This window comes from Klebsiella sp. CN_Kp113, assembly GCF_040064585.1.
Lineage (GTDB): Bacteria > Pseudomonadota > Gammaproteobacteria > Enterobacterales > Enterobacteriaceae > Klebsiella > Klebsiella michiganensis.
The window spans coordinates 129,062-151,819 of sequence record NZ_JBEAID010000012.1 but is presented as its reverse complement, the minus strand read 5'-3'; the positions used below and the strand labels follow the sequence as shown (position 1 = coordinate 151,819).

At 57.5% G+C, this 22,758-nt stretch carries 21 protein-coding genes; 8 read left to right on the top strand and 13 right to left on the bottom strand.

Annotated elements, in window-relative coordinates:
• Positions 1–48 precede the first annotated feature (48 nt).
• Complete coding sequence (locus tag ABLV30_RS06560; protein ID WP_014226548.1) at positions 49–399, bottom strand: nitrous oxide-stimulated promoter family protein; 351 nt, start codon at positions 397–399, stop codon at positions 49–51.
• A 76-nt stretch (positions 400–475) separates the two neighbouring features.
• Positions 476–760 carry a SelT/SelW/SelH family protein gene (locus ABLV30_RS06555; RefSeq protein ID WP_004853555.1) on the bottom strand — a complete coding sequence of 95 codons (285 nt, stop codon included), beginning with the start codon at positions 758–760 and terminating at the stop codon, positions 476–478.
• Positions 761–975: 215 nt separating this feature from the next.
• On the opposite strand from ABLV30_RS06555, the gene ABLV30_RS06550 reads away from it, so the two are divergent.
• The 5 genes from ABLV30_RS06550 to ABLV30_RS06530 all read left to right on the top strand — a co-directional run bounded on the left by ABLV30_RS06550 (position 976) and on the right by ABLV30_RS06530 (position 7,039).
• Positions 976–3,345 (top strand): TonB-dependent receptor, encoded by a 2,370-nt coding sequence (locus ABLV30_RS06550; RefSeq protein WP_348865578.1) that lies wholly within the window; start codon positions 976–978, stop codon positions 3,343–3,345.
• A gap of 71 nt (positions 3,346–3,416) precedes the next feature.
• Complete coding sequence (locus tag ABLV30_RS06545; RefSeq protein ID WP_048260225.1) at positions 3,417–4,457, top strand: hemin-degrading factor; 1,041 nt, start codon at positions 3,417–3,419, stop codon at positions 4,455–4,457.
• Positions 4,454–5,272, top strand: a complete 819-nt coding sequence (locus ABLV30_RS06540; RefSeq protein WP_348865577.1) for a hemin ABC transporter substrate-binding protein — start codon at positions 4,454–4,456, stop codon at positions 5,270–5,272. The genes ABLV30_RS06545 and ABLV30_RS06540 overlap by 4 nt, the downstream gene beginning before the upstream one ends.
• A complete protein-coding gene (locus ABLV30_RS06535; protein WP_014226552.1) occupies positions 5,272–6,267 on the top strand; it encodes an iron ABC transporter permease in 996 nt (331 codons plus the stop codon). The genes ABLV30_RS06540 and ABLV30_RS06535 overlap by 1 nt, the downstream gene beginning before the upstream one ends.
• Positions 6,260–7,039, top strand: coding sequence for a heme ABC transporter ATP-binding protein (locus ABLV30_RS06530; protein WP_265800390.1), 780 nt, complete (start codon positions 6,260–6,262; stop codon positions 7,037–7,039). Before ABLV30_RS06535 ends, ABLV30_RS06530 begins: the two co-directional genes overlap by 8 nt.
• A gap of 108 nt (positions 7,040–7,147) precedes the next feature.
• Here the strand turns inward: ABLV30_RS06530 and fucO are convergent, their stop codons facing one another.
• Together fucO and ABLV30_RS06520 are read right to left on the bottom strand one after the other, a co-directional pair.
• Entirely contained in the window at positions 7,148–8,299 is a 1,152-nt protein-coding gene (gene fucO / locus ABLV30_RS06525; RefSeq protein ID WP_048260232.1) for a lactaldehyde reductase, read from the bottom strand.
• Positions 8,300–9,197: 898 nt separating this feature from the next.
• Positions 9,198–9,509 (bottom strand): FaeA/PapI family transcriptional regulator, encoded by a 312-nt coding sequence (locus ABLV30_RS06520; protein ID WP_025106451.1) that lies wholly within the window; start codon positions 9,507–9,509, stop codon positions 9,198–9,200.
• A gap of 171 nt (positions 9,510–9,680) precedes the next feature.
• Between ABLV30_RS06520 and ABLV30_RS06515 the strand changes: the two genes are divergently transcribed.
• From ABLV30_RS06515 to ABLV30_RS06505, 3 genes are read left to right on the top strand one after another with little or no spacing between them, the layout of a single operon-like run.
• A complete protein-coding gene (locus ABLV30_RS06515) occupies positions 9,681–10,421 on the top strand; it encodes a winged helix-turn-helix domain-containing protein (RefSeq protein ID WP_048260234.1) in 741 nt (246 codons plus the stop codon).
• Complete coding sequence (locus tag ABLV30_RS06510; protein WP_224254855.1) at positions 10,414–10,902, top strand: hypothetical protein; 489 nt, start codon at positions 10,414–10,416, stop codon at positions 10,900–10,902. The genes ABLV30_RS06515 and ABLV30_RS06510 overlap by 8 nt, the downstream gene beginning before the upstream one ends.
• Entirely contained in the window at positions 10,868–12,133 is a 1,266-nt protein-coding gene (locus ABLV30_RS06505; protein ID WP_049083786.1) for an HD domain-containing protein, read from the top strand. Before ABLV30_RS06510 ends, ABLV30_RS06505 begins: the two co-directional genes overlap by 35 nt.
• 25 nt (positions 12,134–12,158) lie before the next feature.
• Here ABLV30_RS06505 and ABLV30_RS06500 read toward each other — a convergent pair whose 3' ends face one another.
• From ABLV30_RS06500 to ABLV30_RS06460, 9 genes are read right to left on the bottom strand one after another with little or no spacing between them, the layout of a single operon-like run.
• Complete coding sequence (locus tag ABLV30_RS06500) at positions 12,159–12,890, bottom strand: SDR family NAD(P)-dependent oxidoreductase (protein WP_025106447.1); 732 nt, start codon at positions 12,888–12,890, stop codon at positions 12,159–12,161.
• A 1-nt stretch (position 12,891) separates the two neighbouring features.
• Positions 12,892–13,143 carry an acyl carrier protein gene (locus ABLV30_RS06495; RefSeq protein WP_004853570.1) on the bottom strand — a complete coding sequence of 84 codons (252 nt, stop codon included), beginning with the start codon at positions 13,141–13,143 and terminating at the stop codon, positions 12,892–12,894.
• Between the two features lie 16 nt (positions 13,144–13,159).
• Complete coding sequence (locus ABLV30_RS06490) at positions 13,160–13,954, bottom strand: MaoC/PaaZ C-terminal domain-containing protein (RefSeq protein WP_224254853.1); 795 nt, start codon at positions 13,952–13,954, stop codon at positions 13,160–13,162.
• Positions 13,951–15,204: a beta-ketoacyl-[acyl-carrier-protein] synthase family protein gene (locus ABLV30_RS06485; RefSeq protein ID WP_014226566.1), complete on the bottom strand. Its 1,254-nt coding sequence runs from the start codon at positions 15,202–15,204 to the stop codon at positions 13,951–13,953. The genes ABLV30_RS06490 and ABLV30_RS06485 overlap by 4 nt, the downstream gene beginning before the upstream one ends.
• On the bottom strand, positions 15,191–16,588 hold the full coding sequence (locus ABLV30_RS06480; RefSeq protein ID WP_025106445.1) for a TolC family protein: 1,398 nt from the start codon (positions 16,586–16,588) through the stop codon (positions 15,191–15,193). Before ABLV30_RS06480 ends, ABLV30_RS06485 begins: the two co-directional genes overlap by 14 nt.
• Entirely contained in the window at positions 16,585–18,528 is a 1,944-nt protein-coding gene (locus ABLV30_RS06475; RefSeq protein WP_134897616.1) for an ABC transporter permease, read from the bottom strand. The genes ABLV30_RS06480 and ABLV30_RS06475 overlap by 4 nt, the downstream gene beginning before the upstream one ends.
• Positions 18,528–19,688, bottom strand: a complete 1,161-nt coding sequence (locus ABLV30_RS06470) for an efflux RND transporter periplasmic adaptor subunit (protein WP_348865576.1) — start codon at positions 19,686–19,688, stop codon at positions 18,528–18,530. The genes ABLV30_RS06475 and ABLV30_RS06470 overlap by 1 nt, the downstream gene beginning before the upstream one ends.
• Positions 19,685–21,796: an ATP-binding cassette domain-containing protein gene (locus ABLV30_RS06465; protein ID WP_219558591.1), complete on the bottom strand. Its 2,112-nt coding sequence runs from the start codon at positions 21,794–21,796 to the stop codon at positions 19,685–19,687. The genes ABLV30_RS06470 and ABLV30_RS06465 overlap by 4 nt, the downstream gene beginning before the upstream one ends.
• 9 nt (positions 21,797–21,805) lie before the next feature.
• Positions 21,806–22,756, bottom strand: a complete 951-nt coding sequence (locus tag ABLV30_RS06460; protein WP_116281027.1) for an ABC transporter — start codon at positions 22,754–22,756, stop codon at positions 21,806–21,808.
• Between the last annotated feature and the right edge of the window lie 2 nt (positions 22,757–22,758).

Sequence of the window (22,758 nt, the reverse complement as noted above, 5' to 3'; positions counted from 1 at the left end):
AGACCGCACGAATTGTAGCCCGGCTAAGCGCAGCGCGAGCCGGGGAGTTTATTGCGGCTTTTTGGGCCGATACTTTTCCGGTAACTCCGGCACCGGGCGTTTGTCATCGATCAGGTGGCGAATCGTCAGGATCGGGTGCCGCCAGAGCATCCGCGGCCCCGCCCAGCGCATAATCTGCTTCATCTCTTCGCGTTTCGCGGGCTGATAGCAGTGCACCGGGCACTGCTTGCAGGCGGGCTTTTCTTCGCCAAATACGCACTTATCCAGCCGCTTGTCGGCATAGCCGTTGAGCGCCTGATAGTGTTCAGCGTCGTCGCGGGCATCCGGGCAGCGGCGCTGGTAGAGCGCAATCATGCTGCTAATGGTCTTTTTTTCCCGCGCAATACGTTTGCCCGCCATCGCCTGTTCCCCCCGATAAAGATGCATTCATAATACACATTCAGAGAGGGCGATGCAGCCCCATACTCCCTGAGGATTATGCCGGTTTATCCACGTGCCCCAGCGGTTTTTCCGGGAAGCACACATCGCGCACCCGGCGCTTGAGCTCCGCCGCGTCGGGAAAACCGCCATCCTGCTTGCGCTCCCAGATTTGTACATCATCAACGGCCACCACGAAGATCCCGCCGGTTCCCGGAACCAGCGTGACCGAAGCGATATCGGTGCTAAAGCTGTGCAGCAGTTCCTGTGCCATCCAGCTGGCGCGCAGCATCCAGTTGCACTGCGAACAGTAGGTGATGGTAATCGCGGCTTTATGGCTCATCGGCTTCTCGCTGTCGGTAAAAGGGCAAATTGTAAACAACTTGCAGATTAATTGAAGATAACATGATTATTTTGTTGCAAACGATAATACCTATCATTACCATTCGCAATCAATAAGCATGGAGAAAAAACGTCCAGTAACGGAATAACCGGACACACCTGCACTCTGGAAGTAACGCGTGAGCCAATACTAATAATGATTAAGGCGTGGCTACTATGTATAACTCCACTCAATCAACAGCATGGTTCAAGAAAAGCCTGCTGGTGACTTCTTTGCTTACAGCAATTTATCAGACTTCCGCCGGGGCGGCTGATACCACCGCGAAAACCACCAGCAGCGCATCGACTGATGACAGCTCGGAACGGATGACCGTTACCGCGCCGGCGCCGTTGCTGAAAGCGGGCAGCGAACATTCGATCGGCGCTCAGGAGCTGCAGGATAAAGGGGCCAACGACTTTGGCTCGATCATGCGCTACGAGCCGCTCATTAGCGCCACCGGCGCCAGCGGCGGTTCCGGCAACGGCAAAAGCGGCTTCGACCGCGGCGGCTATACCGGCTACAATATCCGCGGCATGGAGAGCAACCGCGTCGGGATCGACGTCGACGGCATCGCCCAGCCGAACGCCACCGGACGCAGCTACGCCAGCCGCGCGGGCCTCAATACCTTCGGTATGGGCCGCGACTATATTGACCCCTATATGTACGGCAGCATCGATATTCAGTCCGGGGCGACATCAACGGAAACCGCCAACAGCGCCATCGGCGGCAACGTCTCTTTCCGCCCGAAATCCGCGGATGACTATCTGCATCCGGGCAAAACCAGCGCCTTCGGCTACCGCAGCGGCTACGACTCGTCCGATCGCAGCTGGCACAACGGCGTCACGGTCGCCGGCGGCGACGAGACCCTGCGCGGGATCTTCGTCTACAGCCGTCGCGACGGTCAGGAGACGGAAAATAACAGCGGGACCGTTGATTCCTATCCGGCAAACTGGCACTCGGACGCCTTTATGGCCTCCGGGATCTGGCAGCCGAATGACGAACATAAGTTCACCAGCACCTTCGATTATTACCATAAAACGAACCACACGCATTACGACGCCTGGGACTCCAGCGGCAACAGCGTTATCGGTACGTCAAAGCAGACCAGCCAGACCCGCCGCTGGGGCCTGAGCCTGAAAGACGACTGGACGCCGATGAACGACTATATCGACAGCGTATCGACCAAAGTCTACTACCAGCATACCGAGGCCCATGACTGGACATATATGCCGGACAGCGTCACCCGCGCGATGCAAACGGTGAGCTCCGACTACGATACCGACACCTGGGGGATTCAGAGCGCGCTGGCGAAATCGATAGGCCGTCACGATCTGAGCGCCGGTTTTAACGCCAGCACGACGAAAACCCAGCGGCCGTTAACCCAGTCGCCAACCCCGAGCGCCTATAGCCAGATTATGCAGCCGGACGCCGACAGCCGCGGCTATATCGTCGCCGGCTTCCTGCAGGACAAAATTAACTTCGACCTCGACGGCCATAACTTTGCGGTTATCCCGGGCATTCGCGTGATGCATCAGTCGACCAAACCGGAAAACGTCTCCGATTTGGCCAACAACAGCAGCGTGCTGACCGGTTCCGACGTGTCAAATCTGTACGGTAAGAACGCTGATACCCAGGCGCTGCCGTCGCTGGTGTTGCAGTACGATATCACCCCGCGCCTGATGACTTATCTGCAGTATCAGCGCGGCGCGCAGTTCCCGAACGCCAGCCAGCTATACGGTTCGTGGAACCTCGGCTCCAGCTACGCCGGACGCGCCCAGTATGCGCTGATCGGCAACACCGATCTGAAAACCGAAACCAGCGATAACGTTGAGTGGGGGATGAAGGGCGAAGTGGCGGAAGGCATCACCATGCGTACCGCGCTGTTCTACAACACCTATAAGAACTTTATCGCCTATATCCGCTACACCCGCGCCAATAATCCGACGCAGTTCACTAACGTACCGTCGAACATCTACACCATTTACCAGGCGGAAAACCGCGATAAAGCGTACATCTACGGCGGCGAAATCAGCGCTAAATTCAACTTTGGCACCTGGTTTGAAGAGGTTAACGGCCTGAGCGCCACCCTCGCTTACGGCTATAGTGAAGGGCAATCGAAATCCAGCTACAGCGGCGATAAGTACGTCGACCTCGATAGCGTCGCGCCAATGAAGGCCATCGTCGGCGTGGCGTGGGACGATCCGGCAAAAGTGTACGGCACCGCGCTGACCGCCACCTTTGTTAAGGGCAAGCGCGCCACCGCCACCAACCGCGAAAGCTATACCAACTCCGGCTCCGCGATTACCGATTCGACCAGCGAGTATATGCGCGTTCCGGGCTACGGCATGCTGGACTGGACCGCGTACTGGCAGGTCGCGAAGAACGTGCGCGTCAACGGCGGCGTGTACAACATTACCGATCGTAAATACTGGGATTATCTGAGCAGCCGCAATATCGAAACGGCGACGAACCAGGACGCCAACGACAGAGCGCTGGCGGTGATGCCTGGCCGCACCTGGCAGCTGGGCGTGAACGTCGATTTCTGACCGGCCAATAATAAGAAACCTGCTCCCCGGCCGCGCGCCGGGGAAACTCATCGTAGAGAAGGATGTGAATTATGCAAAACACCCAACCGCAACATACCCCGCTGTGGCAGCGCTATCTGTCAACGAAAGCGCAATCTTCCGCGAAATACGCCCGCGATATCGCCGCCGAAATGGGGATTAGCGAAGCCGAGCTGACCGAAGCCCGCCTGGGCTACGATGCCGTACGTCTGCAGGACGACGCCCGCGCCATTCTGACGGCGCTGGAAACCGTGGGGGAAACCAAATGCATCTGCCGCAACGAATACGCGGTGCATGAGCAGGTCGGCGAATTTACCCATCAGCATCTGAGCGGCCACGCCGGGCTGGTGCTCAATCCGCGCGCCCTCGATCTGCGCCTGTTTCTCAGCCAGTGGGCCAGCGCTTTTCGCCTGAACGACAACGGCCGCCAGAGCATCCAGTTCTTCGATCCGCACGGCGACGCGCTGCTCAAGGTTTACACCACCGGCAATACCGACATGGCGGCCTGGGATGCGCTGATTGCCGGGCATACGCAGCAATCGCCTGCCCCGCTGGCGATTCGCCCGGCCGAACCGCTGAAATATGCCGACTCCGCCGACGCGGCGGCGCTGGAAAATGAATGGCGGGCCATGACCGACGTTCACCAGTTCTTCGGCCTGCTGAGAAAATATAGCCTGTCGCGCCAGCAGGCTTTCCGCCTGGTCAGCGACGACCTCGCCTGCCGCATTGACACCCAGACGCTGCCGGGCCTGCTGGAAACCATCCGCCAGGATGGCAACGAGATCATGATTTTTGTCGGCAACCGCGGCTGCGTGCAAATCTTCACCGGCGCGCTGGAAAAGGTCGCCCCGATGCGCGGCTGGCTGAATATCTTCAACCCCGCGTTTACCCTGCATCTGCGCGAGGAGAGCGTGGATGAGATCTGGGTGACCCGCAAACCGACCTCTGACGGCCACGTCACCAGCGTCGAGCTGTTCGCCAAAGATGGCACGCAGATCGCACAGCTGTTCGGTCAACGCAGCGAAGGCCACCCGGAGCAGGCGCAGTGGCGTGCGCAGGTCGATCGTTTGACCACCGAAGGGCTACTCGCATGAAGCGCTGGCTGATATTACTTGCGGCGTTTCCGCTGTTGGCCAGCGCCGCCGCCGTGCGTTTTGGGGCGCGGGGCGGCGACGTCACGGAGGTGGTTTACGCCCTCGACGCCCAGCGGCAGCTGGTGGCAAAAGACAGCACCAGCACCTGGCCTGCCGCCGCGCAGAGCCTGCCGGATGTGGGCTATATCCGCCAGCTGAACGCCGAGGGGATCCTCTCCCTGCGGCCGACGCTGGTGCTGGCCAGCGCCCAGGCGCAGCCCTCGCTGGTGCTGAAAAAGGTTGAAGAGAATAAGGTTAAGGTGATCAACGTCCCGGGCGGCTACGACCTGCCGGCAATCGAGGCAAAAATTGGCGTGATTGCCGACGCCCTTGGTAAGCAGAGCGAAGGTAACGCCCTGCGCCAGAAGGTTCATCAGCAGATCGCGCAAATTCCGTCGCAGCCCGTGAACAAGCGGGTGCTGTTTATTCTCAGCCACGGCGGCATGAATACCATGGTGGCCGGGAAACAAACCGCGGCGGATGGCGCAATCAGGGCGGCCGGGCTGCAAAATGCCATGCAGAGCTTCGACCATTATCGCAGCATGTCGCAGGAGGGCGTTATCGCCAGTACGCCGGACCTGGTGGTGATCTCCGCCGATGGGCTGAAAGGCATGGGCGGCGAAGCCGGGCTCTGGAAGCTGCCGGGGCTGGCGCAGACGCCTGCGGGACGCCATAAACAGGTACTGGTGATAGATGATATGGCCCTGCTCGGCTTTGGTCCGCGCACCCCGCAGGCGGTGCTCACGCTGCGGCAAAAAGCGGAGCAGCTGCCCTGATGCGCTCCCACCCTGCCCGTCATCTGTGGTTAATGACGCTGCTGCTGATTGTCCTGACGCTGTTAGCCACCACCCTGGGCGCCATGCGTCTGCCGTTGGCCAGCCTGCTGCCCTCCGGCGATGAGATCCTGAGAAACATCTGGCTGACCATTCGTTTGCCGCGAGTGCTGCTGGCGCTGCTGGTCGGCGCCGCGCTGGCGCTCTCCGGCTGCGTGATGCAGGGGCTGTTTCGCAACCCCCTCGCCGATCCGGGGCTGTTAGGGATCAGCGGCGGCGCGGCGCTGGCGGTCGCCTGCTGGCTGGTGCTGCCTCTGTCGGTGCCGCTGCTCGTGGCGCTGTACGCCCCGATGCTGGCGGCGTTTATCGGCAGCATGGCGGTGATGGTGGTGATTTTTATCCTCAGCCGGGCGGGAGACGCCTCGCTTTCGCGCCTGCTGCTGGTCGGCATCGCCATTAACGCCCTGTGCGGCGCGCTGGTCGGGGTACTGGCGTGGATCAGCAACGATACCCAGCTGCGCCAGCTTTCGCTTTGGGGGATGGGCAGCCTCGGGCAGGCAGAATGGTCGACGCTGCTGGTGGCGGCCACGCTGATGATCCCGGCTTCCCTCGTGGTGTGGGCGATGGCTTCACGGCTTAACCTGCTGCAGCTGGGCGATGAAGAAGCGCACTACCTCGGCGTCAACGTTCGCGCCCTGCAGCGGCTACTGCTGCTGTGCAGCGCATTGCTGGTGGCGTCGGCGGTGGCTATCAGCGGCATTATCGGCTTTATCGGTCTGGTCGTGCCGCATTTGATGCGGATGTGGCTGGGGCCGGACCATCGCGGCCTGGTCCCCGGTTCGCTGCTGTGCGGCGCGATGTTACTGCTGCTGGCCGACACGCTGGCGCGTACCGTTGCCGCCCCCGCCGAGATGCCGGTCGGGCTGTTGACCAGCGTACTCGGCGCGCCGTGGTTTCTGTGGCTGATTTTTCGTCGGGAGAAAGGGACCCATGGATAACCGCTATAGCGCGCGTTCGCTGTCGCTGCGTCTGGGTAACCGGCAGATTATTCATGATGTTTCGCTCCAGCTCTGCGGCGGTGGAATGACGGCATTGATTGGCCCCAACGGCGCCGGTAAATCAACCCTGCTGCGCCTGTTGACCGGTTATTTAACGCCCGACGCCGGCGAACGGGTGGTGGAGGGCCGTCCGTTGGAGAGCTGGTCGGCAGAAACGCTTTCCCGCCGCCGGGCGGTGATGCTGCAGCGTACCCAGCTTCACGCCGACTGGCCGGTTGAGACGGTTATCGCCATGGGCCGTTCGCCGTGGGGCGGCGTAGCAAATGCGGAGATCATCCGCCGGGTGATGGAAGAGACCGGCTGCGATCATCTGGCCGGGAGACGCTACCCTTCCCTCTCCGGCGGCGAACAGCAGCGGGTGCAGCTGGCCCGCTGTCTGGCACAGCTGTGGCGCGATGGCGCCCCCGAGGGCTGGCTGTTTCTTGATGAGCCCACTTCGGCGCTGGATCTCTATTACCAGCAGCACCTGCTGCGCCTGCTCAAACGCCTGACCCGCAGCAGCCGGCTGCACGTCTGCATAGTGCTGCACGACCTGAACCTCGCGGCGCTGTGGGCCGACCGGATTCTGCTGCTGTATCAGGGGAAGCTGGTAGCCGAGGGCACGCCGCAGGAGGTGATCCAGCAGGCGATTATCAGCCGCTGGTACGGCGCGGAGGTCAGCATGGGGGAACATCCCGATGCGGCCGTTCCGCAGGTCTATCTGGCGCCGTGAACTGATGAAATGATTATGCCGGGCGGCGGCTAACGCCCCGCCCTGTGAAAACGTTCCTTTCTGAACAGCGAAGCCGGTATGTCTACCGGCTTCGCTGCGATTGCCAAATTAGAAGATCTGCCGATACAGCGCTTTAATCTCTTCCAGACTGGTGTCACGCGGGTTGCCGCCGGTGCACACGTCCGCCAGAGCCGCCGCCGCAAGGGCATCAATATCCTCTTCTTTCATACCGACATCGCGCAGGCGCGCCGGGATATTGACGTCGCGATTCAGCTGCGCCACCGCCTCAATGGCTGCCTGACGCGCTTCGGCAATCGGCAGGGTTGACGCCTGCTTGTTGCCGAGGGCCACCGCGATGTCGCGATATTTTTCGCCAGTATATTCGGCGTTGTAGGCCATGATATGCGGCAGCAGCACCGCGTTAGCCACGCCGTGCGGCGTACCGTAGAACGCGCCCAGCGGGTGGGCCATACCGTGGACCAGCCCCAGACCAACGTTTGAGAAGCCCATTCCGGCAATATACTGCCCCAGCGCCATCCCTTCCGCGCCCTGCGCCTCGCCCTGAACGGAAGCACGCAGCGAGCGGCCAATCACCTCGATAGCCTTCAGATGCAGCATGTCGGTGAGTTCCCATGCGCCTTTAGTGATGTAGCCTTCAATCGCATGGGTTAGCGCGTCGACGCCGGTCGCCGCCTTCAGGCTGGCCGGCATGCTGCTCATCATCTCGGCATCGATGATCGCCACTACCGGGATATCGTGCGGGTCGTAACAAACAAATTTGCGCCGATTCTGTACGTCGGTAATCACGTAGTTGATGGTGACTTCGGCTGCCGTACCGGCGGTGGTTGGGATCGCAATCATCGGCACGGCGGCGTTTTTCGTCTCCGCCCCGCCTTCGAGACTGCGGACGTCGGCGAACTCCGGGTTATTAATGATGATGCCTATCGCCTTACAGGTATCCTGCGGTGAGCCGCCGCCGATAGCGATCAGGTAGTCGGCGCCCGACTGTTTAAACGTCTCTACGCCCTGCTGCACAACCTCAATCGTGGGATTCGGGACCACCTCATCAAAAATGCTGTAAGGCAGCCCGGCTTCATCGAGAATAGCAAAAACTTTTGTTGCGACGTTAAAACGAATCAGATCCTTATCCGTGACCACCAGCGCTTTTTTGAACCCGCGTTTTTTAACTTCATCAACGATACAGCGAATCGAACCTGGGCCAAAATAAGAGGTTTCGTTTAAAATCATTCTGTAAGCCATTTGTGCTCCCTCAATTCGAGTGTTTGATAACCATAATATTTAGCCCTACAGTAACGTGACTGGCGCAGCCATTTTATTAATTCATATCAAATAACACCCTAATTGCCCGGCACGCTGTTGCAGTTAATTAACCTATCGCACATTAGTCATGAGATCTGTCCAGCATACTGGACATCAGCGAGCATCAACTTTAATGATGCCAGGGACACCAACAGTAATATATACCCGTCATACTTCAAGTTGCTTATGTGTTGGCTACGCTCATTCCCCCCAGTCACATAGTTATCTATGCTCCTGGGGGACTCACTCCCTTGCCGCCTTTAAGCAACTCGAATTATTTAGGGTATAGACCTGAGAAAGATATTATCTCATGATGGATATTATTGAACTGGATCACATTATTTTATCTTTTACTGCCGATACGCATTCGTATAGCCAAAAAGATATCTCTGCAGAAGCACAACAGAAACAGGAGGGACTCATGGCGCTTAAGCCGGCGTGCGTTAAAAACTGCCTTCGATTATTCTCTATATCTCTTTCTTATCCATCTCCTTATCTCACCGCCCGCCAACATCGAGTACATCAGATGGTCATATCGTCAACTTAACACTTTAGAAACAAAAGCATCATTTCCTCAACAAAGCGGCCATCCCAGGCCGTTGGCTATCGATTAAACATCTATAATAAGAATTATCTGTCATTATTCATAATTGCTTATCAGCCTGTCGATAGCAAAACATCTTTTTCATAAGAGTCGCGAGTTCTCATTATTAAGAATATTCTCTATCATTTGCGAGATATTATTTGTTAATAATCTAAAAACATAAAAAAAACAGTCAAGATCTCTATCTTTATTGCAAACAACATTACCTCTTGTTAATATAGCCCTTGACATATATTATTTATTATAAAAATACCATTTATGATGCTTATTAACTTTTATTCTAATCACCTGACCATACTTCTCCAACGGCAGTAGTAAATGTCTGACTTTATAAATTGACATTTCGCACCTGTCCGCTAATTCACGAGTAAGTAACCCTTCAGGTTCATGTTCTTTCAATACATAAAGAATATACTCCTGCTCTGGTACAATTACCCCGGAGAATTTATTGATGCCCATTGAACTCATCAATACTCGTAAACTTTCAACTGCAGCCACAGAATTTTGATGTGAATGCGGGGTACAGGGTGAAAATGAAATCTTCATGAGTCAGCTCCTTCTGTCATTAAGTACACGGCAGTATGGATTGCCCCTACGAAAACGGCAACATTAGCTTTAAATTTCAACTTAAACAGTACATTTATCTGAAATTCACTTTTTTTTATGATAAAAACCCTGATATAAAGAGTGAATTTTTAATTCCGTGCGGAGATAAAAATGCGGTTCGATATAGAGGGATTTATTACATTTGATACTGAGGAAGCATCGCTGGTCAATCTTTTGACCGGTGATTGTATTGAACTCTCTGCTACTTCCACTCGCCTCCTGACCAATCTGTTACAATACCGTGGGGATATTATTTCTCGCGTTGACATTTTTCAGTCGGTGTTTGAAAAATATGGCGCCAGACCTTCTAATAGCAACCTGAATCAATACATCTCAACGCTGCGTCGCAGCCTTGCGGATCTGGGCGTTGAGAAAAATGTGATTATTACGGTACCGCGAATTGGCTTTAAAATTTCTGAGGAAGTCATTATCACCAGCGACAATGATTACTCCTCCTCTTTCACTCTCCCGACGCTGGCCCCTGAACCTCCCAGGCGTAGTTTGCTGTGGCAACACCGCAAAGTCGCCATTTTATTTATCCCGATGGTGATAGCTTTGATGCTACTTTTACAGTTTTTTACCCATCAAAAACAGTCCCCTACAGCGATTTTTACTCAGGATAAATGTATTTTTTATGGCGCAGGAGCGCTACGCGTGGGGGAAATACTCAGAAATAAAAAGCTGTTCCCCTCGGGGCTCGATTGTTCTACACCCAAGAAAATTTATCTTTTCAACCGACAATTAAATCAGGAACAGGACTTAGGTATTTATATGGATATATTCATACTCAAATGCGATATAAAGTACCAGCAGTGCCACAGTTACTACTATAAGGAAATAAAAAATGCGTAAATACGCTTTTATCGCGCTGGCCTGTACGCTAACGCTGGCATTAGCTTCCATCCTGTACATTTGTTTCAACAGCCATGACGCTTTCTCCTGTAAATCACAATACGATCTTACAGAGGAAATAAATGAGAATGTTCTCCGCTCCCAGGGCTTGCTGTCCGCTGAGTTTTCCAACCATCGTCTTATAATCAACCTTGAGGGATTGCTCACCAGCGAGGGAGATAAATACATTGTCTCGCGCACCCTCTCCATCACCTTAAAAAAAAGCACCGCTGCGGGTCATCTTTTTTATATTTCTGATTCGCAAACCACTCGCCACAACGGTGATAATACGCCTGATAACATCGCGCAAAAAATCCTCTTTGGCAACCAAACTAATGATAGAATCATCTATATCAATCGCGTTAATGATGATACTATTTTATTCGGTAACCAAACGTTCCCACAATATGGTTGCCAGCGTCAAAAAACAATCATTGATTGAGATTTATCTCATTAATTTTAATTATAAAGATATCATGACGATACATTTACTACCGACGTTAGCCAGCATCGCTAATATCATTGATATGATTAACCCACGGCTAAATCTGCACCATGTCAGAACGGCGTTTATCGCATCGCATCTGGCAAATTTAGTCAATTTTTCTGCGGCCCAGCGGCGTAAAACCATTCTCGCCGCGCTTATTCATGATGTCGGCGGATTAAATGAAAAGTCGCGCCTTGAGCCGCTCAACTACATCGATAATGAACATAATAATCACGCGCTAATCGGCAGCGAGTTGCTTAACCGAATTCCGCTGTTTCGCCCGCTCAACAGAATCGTTCGCTATCATCACACCCGCTGGCGCAACGGTCTGGGGCATTATATTGAAGGTGAGCGGGTGCCCGAAGAGAGCCATTTGCTCTTCTTCGCTGACCGGCTGGATGTACTTTATTGCGAGCACCGTACCGACCATAGCGCCTTTTTAAGCAACAAGCTGGTCGACATCGTTGCTGCCGGAGCTAATATTCTTTATAAACAGGAGTATATTCAGGCCTTCAGAACGCTCTCCGCCGATGGTCATTTCTGGTCCGTCATGGCGTCCACCGATTATCGCGATTACATTAACGCGATCTCCGGCGTCCATAACGACACCCTCTCTTTACACAACCTCCGCGATATTGCCGAGCTGGTCTCTTTTATTATCGATCAATTCAGTCAGCAGACGCCCTGGCACTCCGCCGCCGTCGGGCACATTGCCGGTTATCTGGCGACAAAAATAGAAATGAGCGCGACGCAAGCGCTGAAAGTAGAAATTGGCGGGTTACTGCATAATATTTCCTGTCTGGATCATAGCCCGCCGTCAAAACGCGTTGGTGCGTCAGACAACGCCCGGCACACGCTTTATCCTATTGAAGGTATTGATGATATTTCTGAGTGGATGTCCATACAAAATGGCCCCGCGCCGCTTCAATTACACGAGGAAATCCTTAAGCCAGAAGCCGTGCTTATCGCGGTGAGCCGACGGGTGGTCCATGCGCTAAATGGACCGAAAGCGGAAGAGAAGTCGCTGGCGCAGTTAATAAAAAATAACCCGGGAGAGGAAATTCCCCCGTTTATGTTATCCCTGATTGCCCAATATTCCCCACAGATTATCCAGGTCTATCGTGCAACCGCTGGCGAAATACAGGCGTTAATGAATCGCATTGCGCAACTCACGCATTCCCTTTAGAAGCTAAGCCGGCCTAATCACAGACTCAGGCGCTCAATCCGCCGTCCAGAACCAGGGTTTGCCCGGTCATATACTGGCTCCCCTCACCGATTAAAAATGCCACCGCCTGCAGCACATCATCCGTTTCGCCCAATCGGCGTAGCGGGATCGACTGGCGCATCTCTTTCAATTTTTGCGCGGGTATCTCCTCCAGCATCTCCGTACGGATCAGGCCCGGCGCCAGGCAGTTGACCCGAATGCCGAAACGCCCGACCTCGAGCGCCAGCGAGCGCGCAATACCGCTCATCGCCGCTTTACTCGCGGCGTACGCCGTCTGCCCCACGTTGCCCTTTAACGCGCTGACCGACGACATCATCACGATAGAGCCCCGCCGCTGCGTGAGCATCGCCGGCAGCAGCACCCGGTTCCAGTTCATCATCGAGATCACATTGGTTTCCAACACCTCGCGCCAGAGCGCGGCGTCCTGATGAATATGCAGGCCATCGCGAGCTATCCCGGCATTGTGAATAATCGCTTCCGGTGCCCCCCGCTCGGCCAGTAGCGCCTGCGCAAGCTGTTCAACCCGCGACGCGTCGTTGCCGTCGCAGACGTATCCCTGCACCCGGTGGGCGGAGTTTTCGCTCGCCGCCTGGGTGGCGTTAATCGCAGCCTCATCGCGGCCGGTAAAGACCACGTTGCGGCTTTGCGCCAGGCCGGTGACCAGCGCCCGACCGATACCGCGGCTGCCGCCGGTCACCAATATCCATTGTTGCGCCATATCAGTTACCTGACTCTTTGCTGATGTGCTGACACAGTTCGCCCAGGGTGATCCCCGGATTGTGAATGAACCAGTCCGCCTCCAGGGTGATATTGAATTCACGTTTTGCCAGCACCATGAGCTCGACGTAGTCCAGGCTATCCAGTTTCAGTCGAACCAGCGGCGTATTCTCATCAATCTCATCCGGTTCCAGGTCTTTCGCATCGCAAATCATTTCACATACTTTTTGCAGAACTTCATCATAGGCAGTCATAAATTATCCTTAATTATCAATTATGCACAGGGCCAACTTTTAGCGTGACCACGTTCGTTATTATCAGGTCATCCAGCTGCGCCGCCGCGGCGATGCGCACCAGCGCCCCCTGTTCGACCTGGCCCACCACCAGCGAGGGCAGCAGCCAGAGCGACAGAGATTCGGGCCAAATCGGCGTCGCTTTGCCCGCGAGACGAGCATCAAACACCACCTCCTGGTGGGTTTGCAGCACCGGATAGCGGGTAAATATTTGCTGCAACGAGGTTTCCCCCGGCCCGAGCAGGGCCGCGATGTTCTCCTGGCGCAGCAGCGCGGGATCGCCAATCAGCTGGCGGAACAGCAAGGCATCAAGAAACTGCCACTGCGCCAGGTCGGGCCAGGCGGCGTTGAAGCAGGACTGCAGCTCGCGTAGCGTCTTTGGCGCAATCGTGCAGGGCTGTTTACCCACCAGCGATTCCGGCTCGGCCGCCGTGCTCATCTGGCAGGAGAGGCAGAGTTCACCATTCTGCGGATTGCTGACCGATGTGGCGGACAAAAGGCGATTTTTGGCTAGCCCGGGCGTTAACAGCCAGTCGGTATCGCACCATAGCGGCCTGCGCAGGCGAACCTGGCATTTTACGTAACGCTCAGGGCGGTACAGCCGGGAGTGGGCATCGCGCTTCACGTCGAGCAGCGCGCGCATTCCGTGGACGCTCAGCTGTCCCGCGCCCATCTGGCGCGCTGCCGCGAGGTCGAAGTGAATCGGGTTTTCGTCACCGGAAAACGCCGCCCACTGCTGCGCGTCGGCAAGGGTGTAGTGCAGCAGCGTCACGCGTGTTTCTCCAGCACCAGCGCGGCGTTCGCACCGCCGAAACCAAAGCTCAGATTCAGCGCCCGATGTATCTCCCCCTGACGGTGCCCTTCAGCGATATAGTCAAGATCGCACTGCGGGTCAGGCTGGGTTAAATGGGCCGTCGCAGGCAGGATCCCCGCCGCCATCGCCTGCAGGCAAACAATGGTCTCGAAGCTCCCTGCGGCGGCAATCAGATGCCCGGAGTAGGCTTTGGTGCTGGAAATCGGGATACGGTACGCCTCGTCGCCCAGCGCCTTTTTCAGCGACTGCGTTTCGTTGAGATCGTTGAGCGGCGTGGAGGTGCCGTGGGCGTTGATATAATCGAGGTCGGCAGGCTGGAGATCTGCGCCGCGCAGCGCCCAACGGATGGTCTGCTCGCGGGCTACGCAGTCCTCCGCCGGGGAGGTAAAATCCACCGCGTCGGAGAAATTAGCATAGCCGGTGACCTCCGCCAGGATCGTCGCCCCGCGCGCGAGGGCGCTCTCGCGCTCCTCAAGGCACAGCACCGCCCCGCCTTCCGAAAGCACGAACCCGCTGCGCTGCAGGCTGAACGGACAGCTGGCCCGCTCCGGCGACTCCGTTTCCCGGCTCAGCGCGCCGAGCACATCGATATTCCAGATCGCGCAAACGCTGTTTAGCGATTCCCCGGCGCCGGCGAGCAGCATGCTGGCACGGCCAAAGCGAATCGCATCATAGGCCTCGCCGACAGCGATAGTGCCGGTGGCGCAGGCCGCGACCGGGGTATTTTGATAGCCGCGCAAATTCCACAGCTGGCTACAGGCGGCGGTGCTCACGTTGGGCATGGAAAAAAAGCAGCTAAAGGGCGAGGAGACGCCGGTTTTCTCAAACTCGGGTACCGCCAGATAGCTTTCATCCAGCCCTGCCCAGCCGGAGCCGATGATGGCGCCGCACATTAGCGGGTCATAAAACGCCGTGGGAGCTTCGCCCGCAAAGGCCATCGCCACCGCTTCCCGCGCGGCGGCCAGCGCCAGGCGCGCGTGACGCGGCAGACGCCGACGAATCGCGGCGGGAACCCCCTTAAGACTGGGTTCATTCGCCACCTGACCGATAAAATGCGTGTGAATACCGTTCGCGGAGAGATCCACATAGCGGTAGCCGCGTCGATAATCCATGATGGCCTGCCAGCTTTCGGCGGCGCTATCGCCGAGGGGAGTCACCGCGCCATAGCCGGTTATCACCACGCGATAAGGGGAGTTACTGTGACTCATTCTGGGAAGTCCTCTGTTGCGGGTTAATGCCTCCCTGCGCCAGCCAAAGCTGCAAAGTGGCATAAAGATAGTCGTACTGGTTCTGCGCCAGGCTGTTCTGCACATCAAGCAGCGCGTCCTGGGCGTTCAGCAGAGTCTGATAATCCACCGCCCCTGAGCGATAGCGGCTCCCGGTGAGCGCCAGACGCTGCTCGCCCAGCTGCAGCGTTTGCAGCAGACGATCGCGCTGCTCGTCGGCGTTAAGCCGCTTCTCCATCGCGTTGTCCACCTCCGACAGCGCGGTATAGGCGGTGCGGCGAAAGTTCACCGCCTCCTGCTGTACCTTCACGCTGGCCTGCTCCACGGTGAGCTGTACTGTGTTCCACTGGATAAAGGGCGCGGAAACGCTGCTGCCCACGGTGCGCAGCGGGTCGTTAAACCACTGGTGAAAGAGCTGGCTTCCGGCGCTCAGCGTTCCCTGCAGCGAGAGCGTGGGATAGAAGCTCAGCCGCGCGGCGTCTGAGCCCGCCAGCGCCGCCCGCAGGCGGGATTCCGCCGCCTGCAGGTCCGGCCGGCTGGCGAGCGCGGCCAGCGGCGTGGCGTTGGCAATAGCGATATGCTGACGCACATCCAGCGCGGAGGACTCATCGGTATGCTGAGCCGGCGGTCTGTTGAGCAGCAGCGCCAGCGCGTTACGGGAAATTGCCCGCTGCTGCTTCAGGCTCAACAGCTGATTCTGCCGGCTGATGACCGTCTGCCGCGCCTGCAGCACATCGAGCAGGCCCACTTTCCCCGCTCGCTGCCAGGACTCAATCTGCGCCAGCGTCTGCCTGGCGATATTCAGACTCGCCGCCTGATACGTCATTTGCTGATTCAGCAGAGCGATGTTCCAGTACAGCTGCGCGGTGGTGTCAATCGTCGACAGGATCGTCGCCCGGTAGTCCTGCTCGCTGGCTATCGCCTCCCATTCGCTCTGCTCCCGGATCCGCGCCAGCTTGCCCCACAGATCCAGTTCATAGCTCAGGGACAGTGAGGCGCTGTAGCTCTCCTGTGAACCGCCGCTGTTGAGCGGCTTTGAGTTACTGCCGGAGCCGTTGAGGCTCGCGTCAGGGCTGATATTGGTTCGGGTGAGCCCAGCGGAAATACGCGCCTGCTTAAGGGTTAAGGCGGCAGCGGCGAGATCGTTATTGCTTTCCAGCACCTGCCCCACCACCCGCGACAGACGTTCGTCGCCGAAACGGTCCCACCAGCGCTGCGCTTTCTCCTGCGAGCGCGCGATGCTGTCTCCCTCCGTCCTCTGCCAGTTCTCCGGCACCGACAGCAGCGGGCGCTGATAATCGCTGCGGGTTAAATTCCCGCAGCCCGTCAGCAATACAATTAACGGTAATAAAGTCAGCGGTCTCATTCGCGGGCCAGCGCCTCCGTCGGGTTCAGTCGCGCCGCGCGGCGCGCTGGAAAATAGCCAAACGTCAGGCCAATCAGGGCGGAAAAACCGCAGGCCATCGCTACCGGCAGCCAGGTAAAGACCATGGAAAACTCCTGCGTCAGCAGGGCAAACAGGTTACCGGCGGCCCAGGAGCCCAATACCCCCGTCAGCCCGCCGAGCGCGCAGATCATCACCGCCTCAATTAAGAATTGATGCATGATGTCGCTGGGGCGAGCGCCGACCGAAAGCCGGATGCCAATCTCATGGGTGCGTTCGGTAACGGAAACCAGCATGATATTCATGACGCCAACGCCGCCAACCAGCAGCGAGATGGCGGCAATCGCGGTGATCAGCAGCGACATGGAGTCAGAGGTTTTTTGCAGCGCGTTGGCGAGCTGTTCGTCGGTCTGGACAAAGAAATCTTTTTTGCCGTGCTCGCGGATAAGATGCCTTTCCGCCCGCCGCGCCGCGTCCTGCGGCGACAGCGTTTCCTGAAAGCGCAGCGTGAGCGCCTCCAGCGGTTTGTCCCCGGAAATCCGCTGCAATAAAGAGGTATAGGGGATCCAGGCCGACATAAATCCGCTGACCACCTTCGGTCCCGGCTTGCTGGCGATGCCGATCACCCGCCACGGTGCGCCGGCGATTTGCACAATTTTACCCAGCGGATCTTCATTACCGGGAAACAGCGTCTCTTTGCTGGTTTCATCCAGCACCAGCACCGGTTCACGATCGTCGACATCGCGGTGGGTAAAACCGTTGCCGTGAAGGAAACGAATACCCTGCAGCGAGAAATAGTCGGCGGAAACCCCGGAAAGAATAATCGAGGAATCAAACCCCTGGCGCACCGCGGTCGTCATGCTGGAGACGATCGGCGACACCCCAAGCACCCACGACTGTTTGCCGAGGCTGGCGATATCATCCAGCGACAGCGCCCGCTCCATATCCGGACGCTTGCTGCCCCAGCCGGTGCCGGGGCGGATTTCGAGCGTGGTATTACCCAGCTTGCCAATCTCGTTCATGATGCTCTGCCGGGCGCCTTCTCCCACCGCCATGGAGGAAACCACGGACGAAATGCCGATGATAATCCCCAGCATCGACAAAAAGGCGCGCATACGATGCCCCAGCAGCGACCGCCATGCCATCCGTACCGACTCTCCGATACTGCGCGACAGCGAGGCCCGGCCGTTATCCTGTACCGCGGGCAGCCGCGGAATGCCGCGATGATCACGCGCGCCGTGGGTGCTGTCGGCGACCACCTGCCCATCGCTGATCTCGACGATCCTCTGGGCCTGCTGCGCTACCTCGCGATCGTGGGTCACGATAATCACCGTATGCCCGTCAGCGTTCAGCTGGTGCAAAACATCCATCAGCGCCCGGCCGCTGACGCTATCCAGCGCCCCAGTGGGTTCATCGGCGAGAATAATCTGCGCGCCGTTGATCAGCGCCCGACAGACGCTGACCCGCTGCTGCTGGCCGCCGGAAAGCTGCGCGGGTTTATGCGCCAGGCGCGCGTCAATGCCCAGCTTTTCCGCCAGCAGCGTAATGCGCGCCTGGCGCTCAGCGGCGGGCATCGCGGTATAGAGCGCAGGGATGGCAATATTCTCTTCCGCCGTCAAATAAGGCATCAGGTGATAGCGCTGAAAAATAAATCCCAGCCAGCGGCTGCGCAGCTCCGCCAGCGCCGCGCTGTCGGCCTGATGGGCGGCGATGCCGTTGATATATACTTCACCGCTGCTGGGTTTATCCAGACAACCGATAATATTCATCAGCGTCGATTTACCCGAGCCGGAAGCGCCCATAATCGCCACCATCTCGCCGGGCATAATGGTCAGAGAGATGGATTTCAGCACCGGAATCAGTTGCGTCCCGGCAACAAAATGACGCGTGACGTTGTTCAGCAAGATTAACGGCTCAGCCATCAGACGGACCCCGCATCCTGCGGGATCACCACCCGCTCGCCGGGCTGTAATCCTTCAAGAACCTGCGCATACTGGCGGTCGTTAATCCCGATGCGGATGGTGCGCTCCTCGCTGCCGTTCTCCTTTTGCACCACGACCAGGTAGCGCTCATCCCCGAGCGAACGCCCCAGCGCGGCAACCGGCACGCGCAGCGCATCTTTCACCTGCGCGATGCGGATAAACACCTGGGCGGTCATCGAGGTTTTCAGCAATCGCTGGCGATTATCCACCTCGAAGGTGCCGTTATAGTAAATGGCGCTGCTCTGCTGGTTACCGGCAGACGCGCCGGCGTTTTGTTCCTCCAGCGCCTCCTGCGGCGCGGGCTGGACATAGCCAAGCTCCCCTTCATAACGGCTTTGCGGGTCGGCAATGACGTAAAACCATAGCGGCTGTCCCGGATGGATTTTCTGGATATCGGCTTCGGAAATGCGGGTTTGGACCTGGACTTTATCGAGATCGGCGAGCACCAGAATCGTAGGCGCAATTTGCGAGGAGACGATGGTTCGCCCTTCACGGGTCACGATGCCCAGCACTTCGCCATCCATAGGCGCGAGAATGCGGGTATAGCCGAGGTTGGCGTTGGCGGTCTGCACGCTCATTTCCGCCTGCACAATCTGCGCCTCATTCACCGCTATCTGCTGAACCTGCGCGGCATACTGCGCCTGCGCCTGTTCGAGATCGCTGCTCACGCCGGAGCCGTCGCGGCTCATGGCCTGCTCGCGCGCCAGCGCTTTACGGTACTGCACCAGCGTGGCCTCAGAGGCCTGCTTTTGCGCTCTGGCGCTGGCCAGCTGCGCGGTAGCGTTGCGTAAGTCGGAAAGCTGCAGCGTCGGGTCGATTTCGGCTAACAGCTGCCCTTTGCGCACCCGCTCGCCCTGGCGCACGTACAGCTTACGCAGCTGGCCGCTGACCTGCGCGCCGACGCTCACCTGGACGGCAGGTTTGATAATCCCGCTCGCCAGCACGACCTTTTCGATATCCCCGCGATCGAGCGTAACGGTATCAATCGACTCGGCCTGTGCCGGAAATGAGCGCTGATAGTAGACGGCGGCAACAATGGCCAGCATAGCGACCAGCGCAAACAGCCACGTTTTACGGCGGCGTAAAAATGCTCTTCTCATTGGTCCACCTCTCCCTGTGTGATATCGCGCAGCTTGCCTTCCTTCAGGCGATAAACCCGCGTGAAGTGATGCAGGATCTGCTCGCTGTGGGTCACGACGATCAGCGTCTTGCCCTGTTCGCGGCAGTGCTGGCACAGCGCGAGGATCGCCGTTTCCGCGGTTTCATCATCAAGATTGGCGGTCGGTTCGTCGAACAGCAGTATGGGCCGGGTGCTGTAGAGCGCCCGCGCCAGCATCAGCCGCTGACGCTGGCCTAAAGAGAGCGCCGAGTGGCTCTCGCGGATCAGCGCCTCCATTCCTCCCGGCAGCGCCTGAACCACCGGCCCCAGCGCCATTTTTTCGACCAGCGCCTCCACTCGCCCACGGTCGCTGTCGCTGTACCACGGATCAAACAGGGTGATGTTTTGCAGCACCGAGGCGTTGAACAGGATGTCTTCCTGACTCTGTAGCCATACCTGCGACGCCAGCTGCTGCGCGCTCACCTCATCGTTGTTCAGCAAAATTCGCCCATGCTGCGCGGAAAAAAGCCCTGCCATCAGCCGCAGCAGGGTGCTTTTTCCGGCGCCGGAGTCGCCCACGATCGCCAGCCGATCGCCGGGCTCCAGGATGAGATCAACGGCATTGAGTACCGGACGCTGCGGGTTGTAATGAAAGCTCACCTGTTCGAACGTCAGCCGCGGAACCGCTTCACCGCTGAGCGGAGCAAACTGGGGCGCAACAGGCTCATGGCGGGTGAACAGGCCCTGCGCGCGGGTATCGATCACGTGCAGCTGTGATTTACGGATCACGGCATAAAATATCCGCGTGACGTAGGAGGTAAAAATCTGTCGTAAAAAGCTGTAGGCAAAAAAGTCGCCCAGCGAGATAAGCTTTGCGTGCACCAGCGGCAGCACCACCAGCATGAAAACCACCATCTCAAGGCTGCCGGTCAGCTGGTACAGTCCCTCTTTGACCTGCTGATAGACTTTCTGCCGCTGGAGGCAGGTGAAAAGGTCATGAGACAGACGGGCAAACTGCGCTTTACGCTGCGTTTCCAGCCCGGCGGTCTTGATGGTTAACACGCCCTGAAGCGTTTCCATAAAAAAGTCATTCAGCGTCGCGCTTTTCAGCTGCAGCTGCTGCGTATACCAGCGGTCGCGAAAAATGGCCCAGACGCTGATCAGCCCCATCGCCACAATACCCACGGCGGAAATCAGCGCCAGCACCGGGGAGATCCAGAACATAATGCCGATCGCGATAACGCAGATGATCCAGTCCGAGCGGAGCCCGTTATCCAGTTCGATTTTTTGCAGCATCCCGCCCTGCCAGGCGATAAAACGGCTGAAAACGTCCCCTGGCGCGCGTTTTTCAAAAAAACGCAGCGGATTATTCAGCAGGCGGGAAAAACCGATATCGCTCTTAAGCAGGACAAAGCGGCGAATAAATCGCTCGCTAATCACCCTGACGCCCAGCGCCAGCAGCGTGGATACAACAAAGGCGAGGATGAACCATAAATAAGGAAACTGCGTATTCTGAACGTCAGAGAAGGCCTGGTTGATCGCCCGGCTGACCATCGTCGGCATTAAAAACAGGGTGAGCGACACCAGGAAGGTTAAGAGCATCAGCTTATAAATGCCCGGTACCGCCGCGGTCTCCTTCAGGCTCATCGCCCGCGGCATCTCCTGCTGCGCGCCGGCAATAACCGGGTCCGGGCCGGCAATCGCGCCGGGCGACTCTTCAAGGATCAGCGCATAGCCGCTAATCTCTTTTTTTAATGCCGAGAAAGGCAGCCACTGCTGGCCAATCGCCGGATTCATGACGCAGACGTAATCCCCTTTTCGCCAGGCCAGCAGAACATAGTGGCTGGCGCCGTAGTGCAAAATGGACGGGAACGGCAGCGCATGAAGCTCAGCGTGATCGAACAATACCGGCGCGGTGGCAATGCCGATCTGCTGCAGGATAACGGATAAATCGCTCAACGATGTCCCATGATCGGATGCCGGGAAAATTTCCCGCAAAGCCGGCAGCGAGCACGGAATATTCTGGGTTTGCGCCAGCATCGCAATACAGGAGAGGCCGCATTCATTGGTCTCTTCCTGGAAAACCATATCAGGAATAATCTTTTTCATGATGATGCATCAGTGATTAATAAAATAGAGCGAATGGCTGTGCCACAAAAGCCAATCCTGCGGATAATCGCGCAGGGTGTTTTCAATCATCGTTGGTAGCTTTGCCGCGACCTCTTTTGGCGACAGCGGGGAATAGATCTTTATTTTTATCCCGTGCTGATAATAGAGGTGATAAAAAACCACCTTCGCCGATACGATGCGAGAAAACCGCTGTACTCCGCTATGTAATTTCGCCGGGCGGCCAAATAGCCGGCAGCTTATTTTCCCGGACTGCGCTTCCGGGGTCTGCACGGTGTAATCGGCTGGAATGTCGGGGAAAATAATCATATTTTCCCGCCCTGCCGATACATTGGTCATTAACGCCATAAGCTCGCTAGCCAGCGATGTATTATCCTGGTGGATTGAGCAATAAGAGAGCGCGACGCCGCCCATTTTACGGCTGGCGACGGTGTAGCTTTCCGCGCTGGAAGAGACCACTACGCTGGCTTTGCCCGGCGTCACGCCGGCCCCGACCATCGCCGCCAAGATATCGGAAACGCAGTGCAGCGGCGCAAGGACGACCGGCGTCTTTTGCGCCGCCAGGGGAGCGACAACGGCGTCAAGCTCTCGCGTGCATGCCTGCATCTGGGCCAGGGTGGCCGGGTGCTGTCCCCAGGTCGCCCCTATCTCCAGCAGCTGGCGGCGCATGGCTATCCATCCGGCATTGATTCGGCCCTCGACGCCCGTCAGGCAGCGGTAGTTTTGCGTCGCCACGGCGCTGCGGCCACGGTACTGTCTGCCCAGCAGCCGCAGCCGACACAGCGCGCGAACCGCCAGCAGCAGCAGCGGCATCGGGGTAAAACACATGACTCTACGCACCGCTTTTTGGCCGTAGCCGGTAAAAGGCCGGTAGCGCCAACTCAGCTGCGCGGACCATTTTCTTACGCTGAAGACGCTCCAGACGATGAGAAAGCGCGCCACGC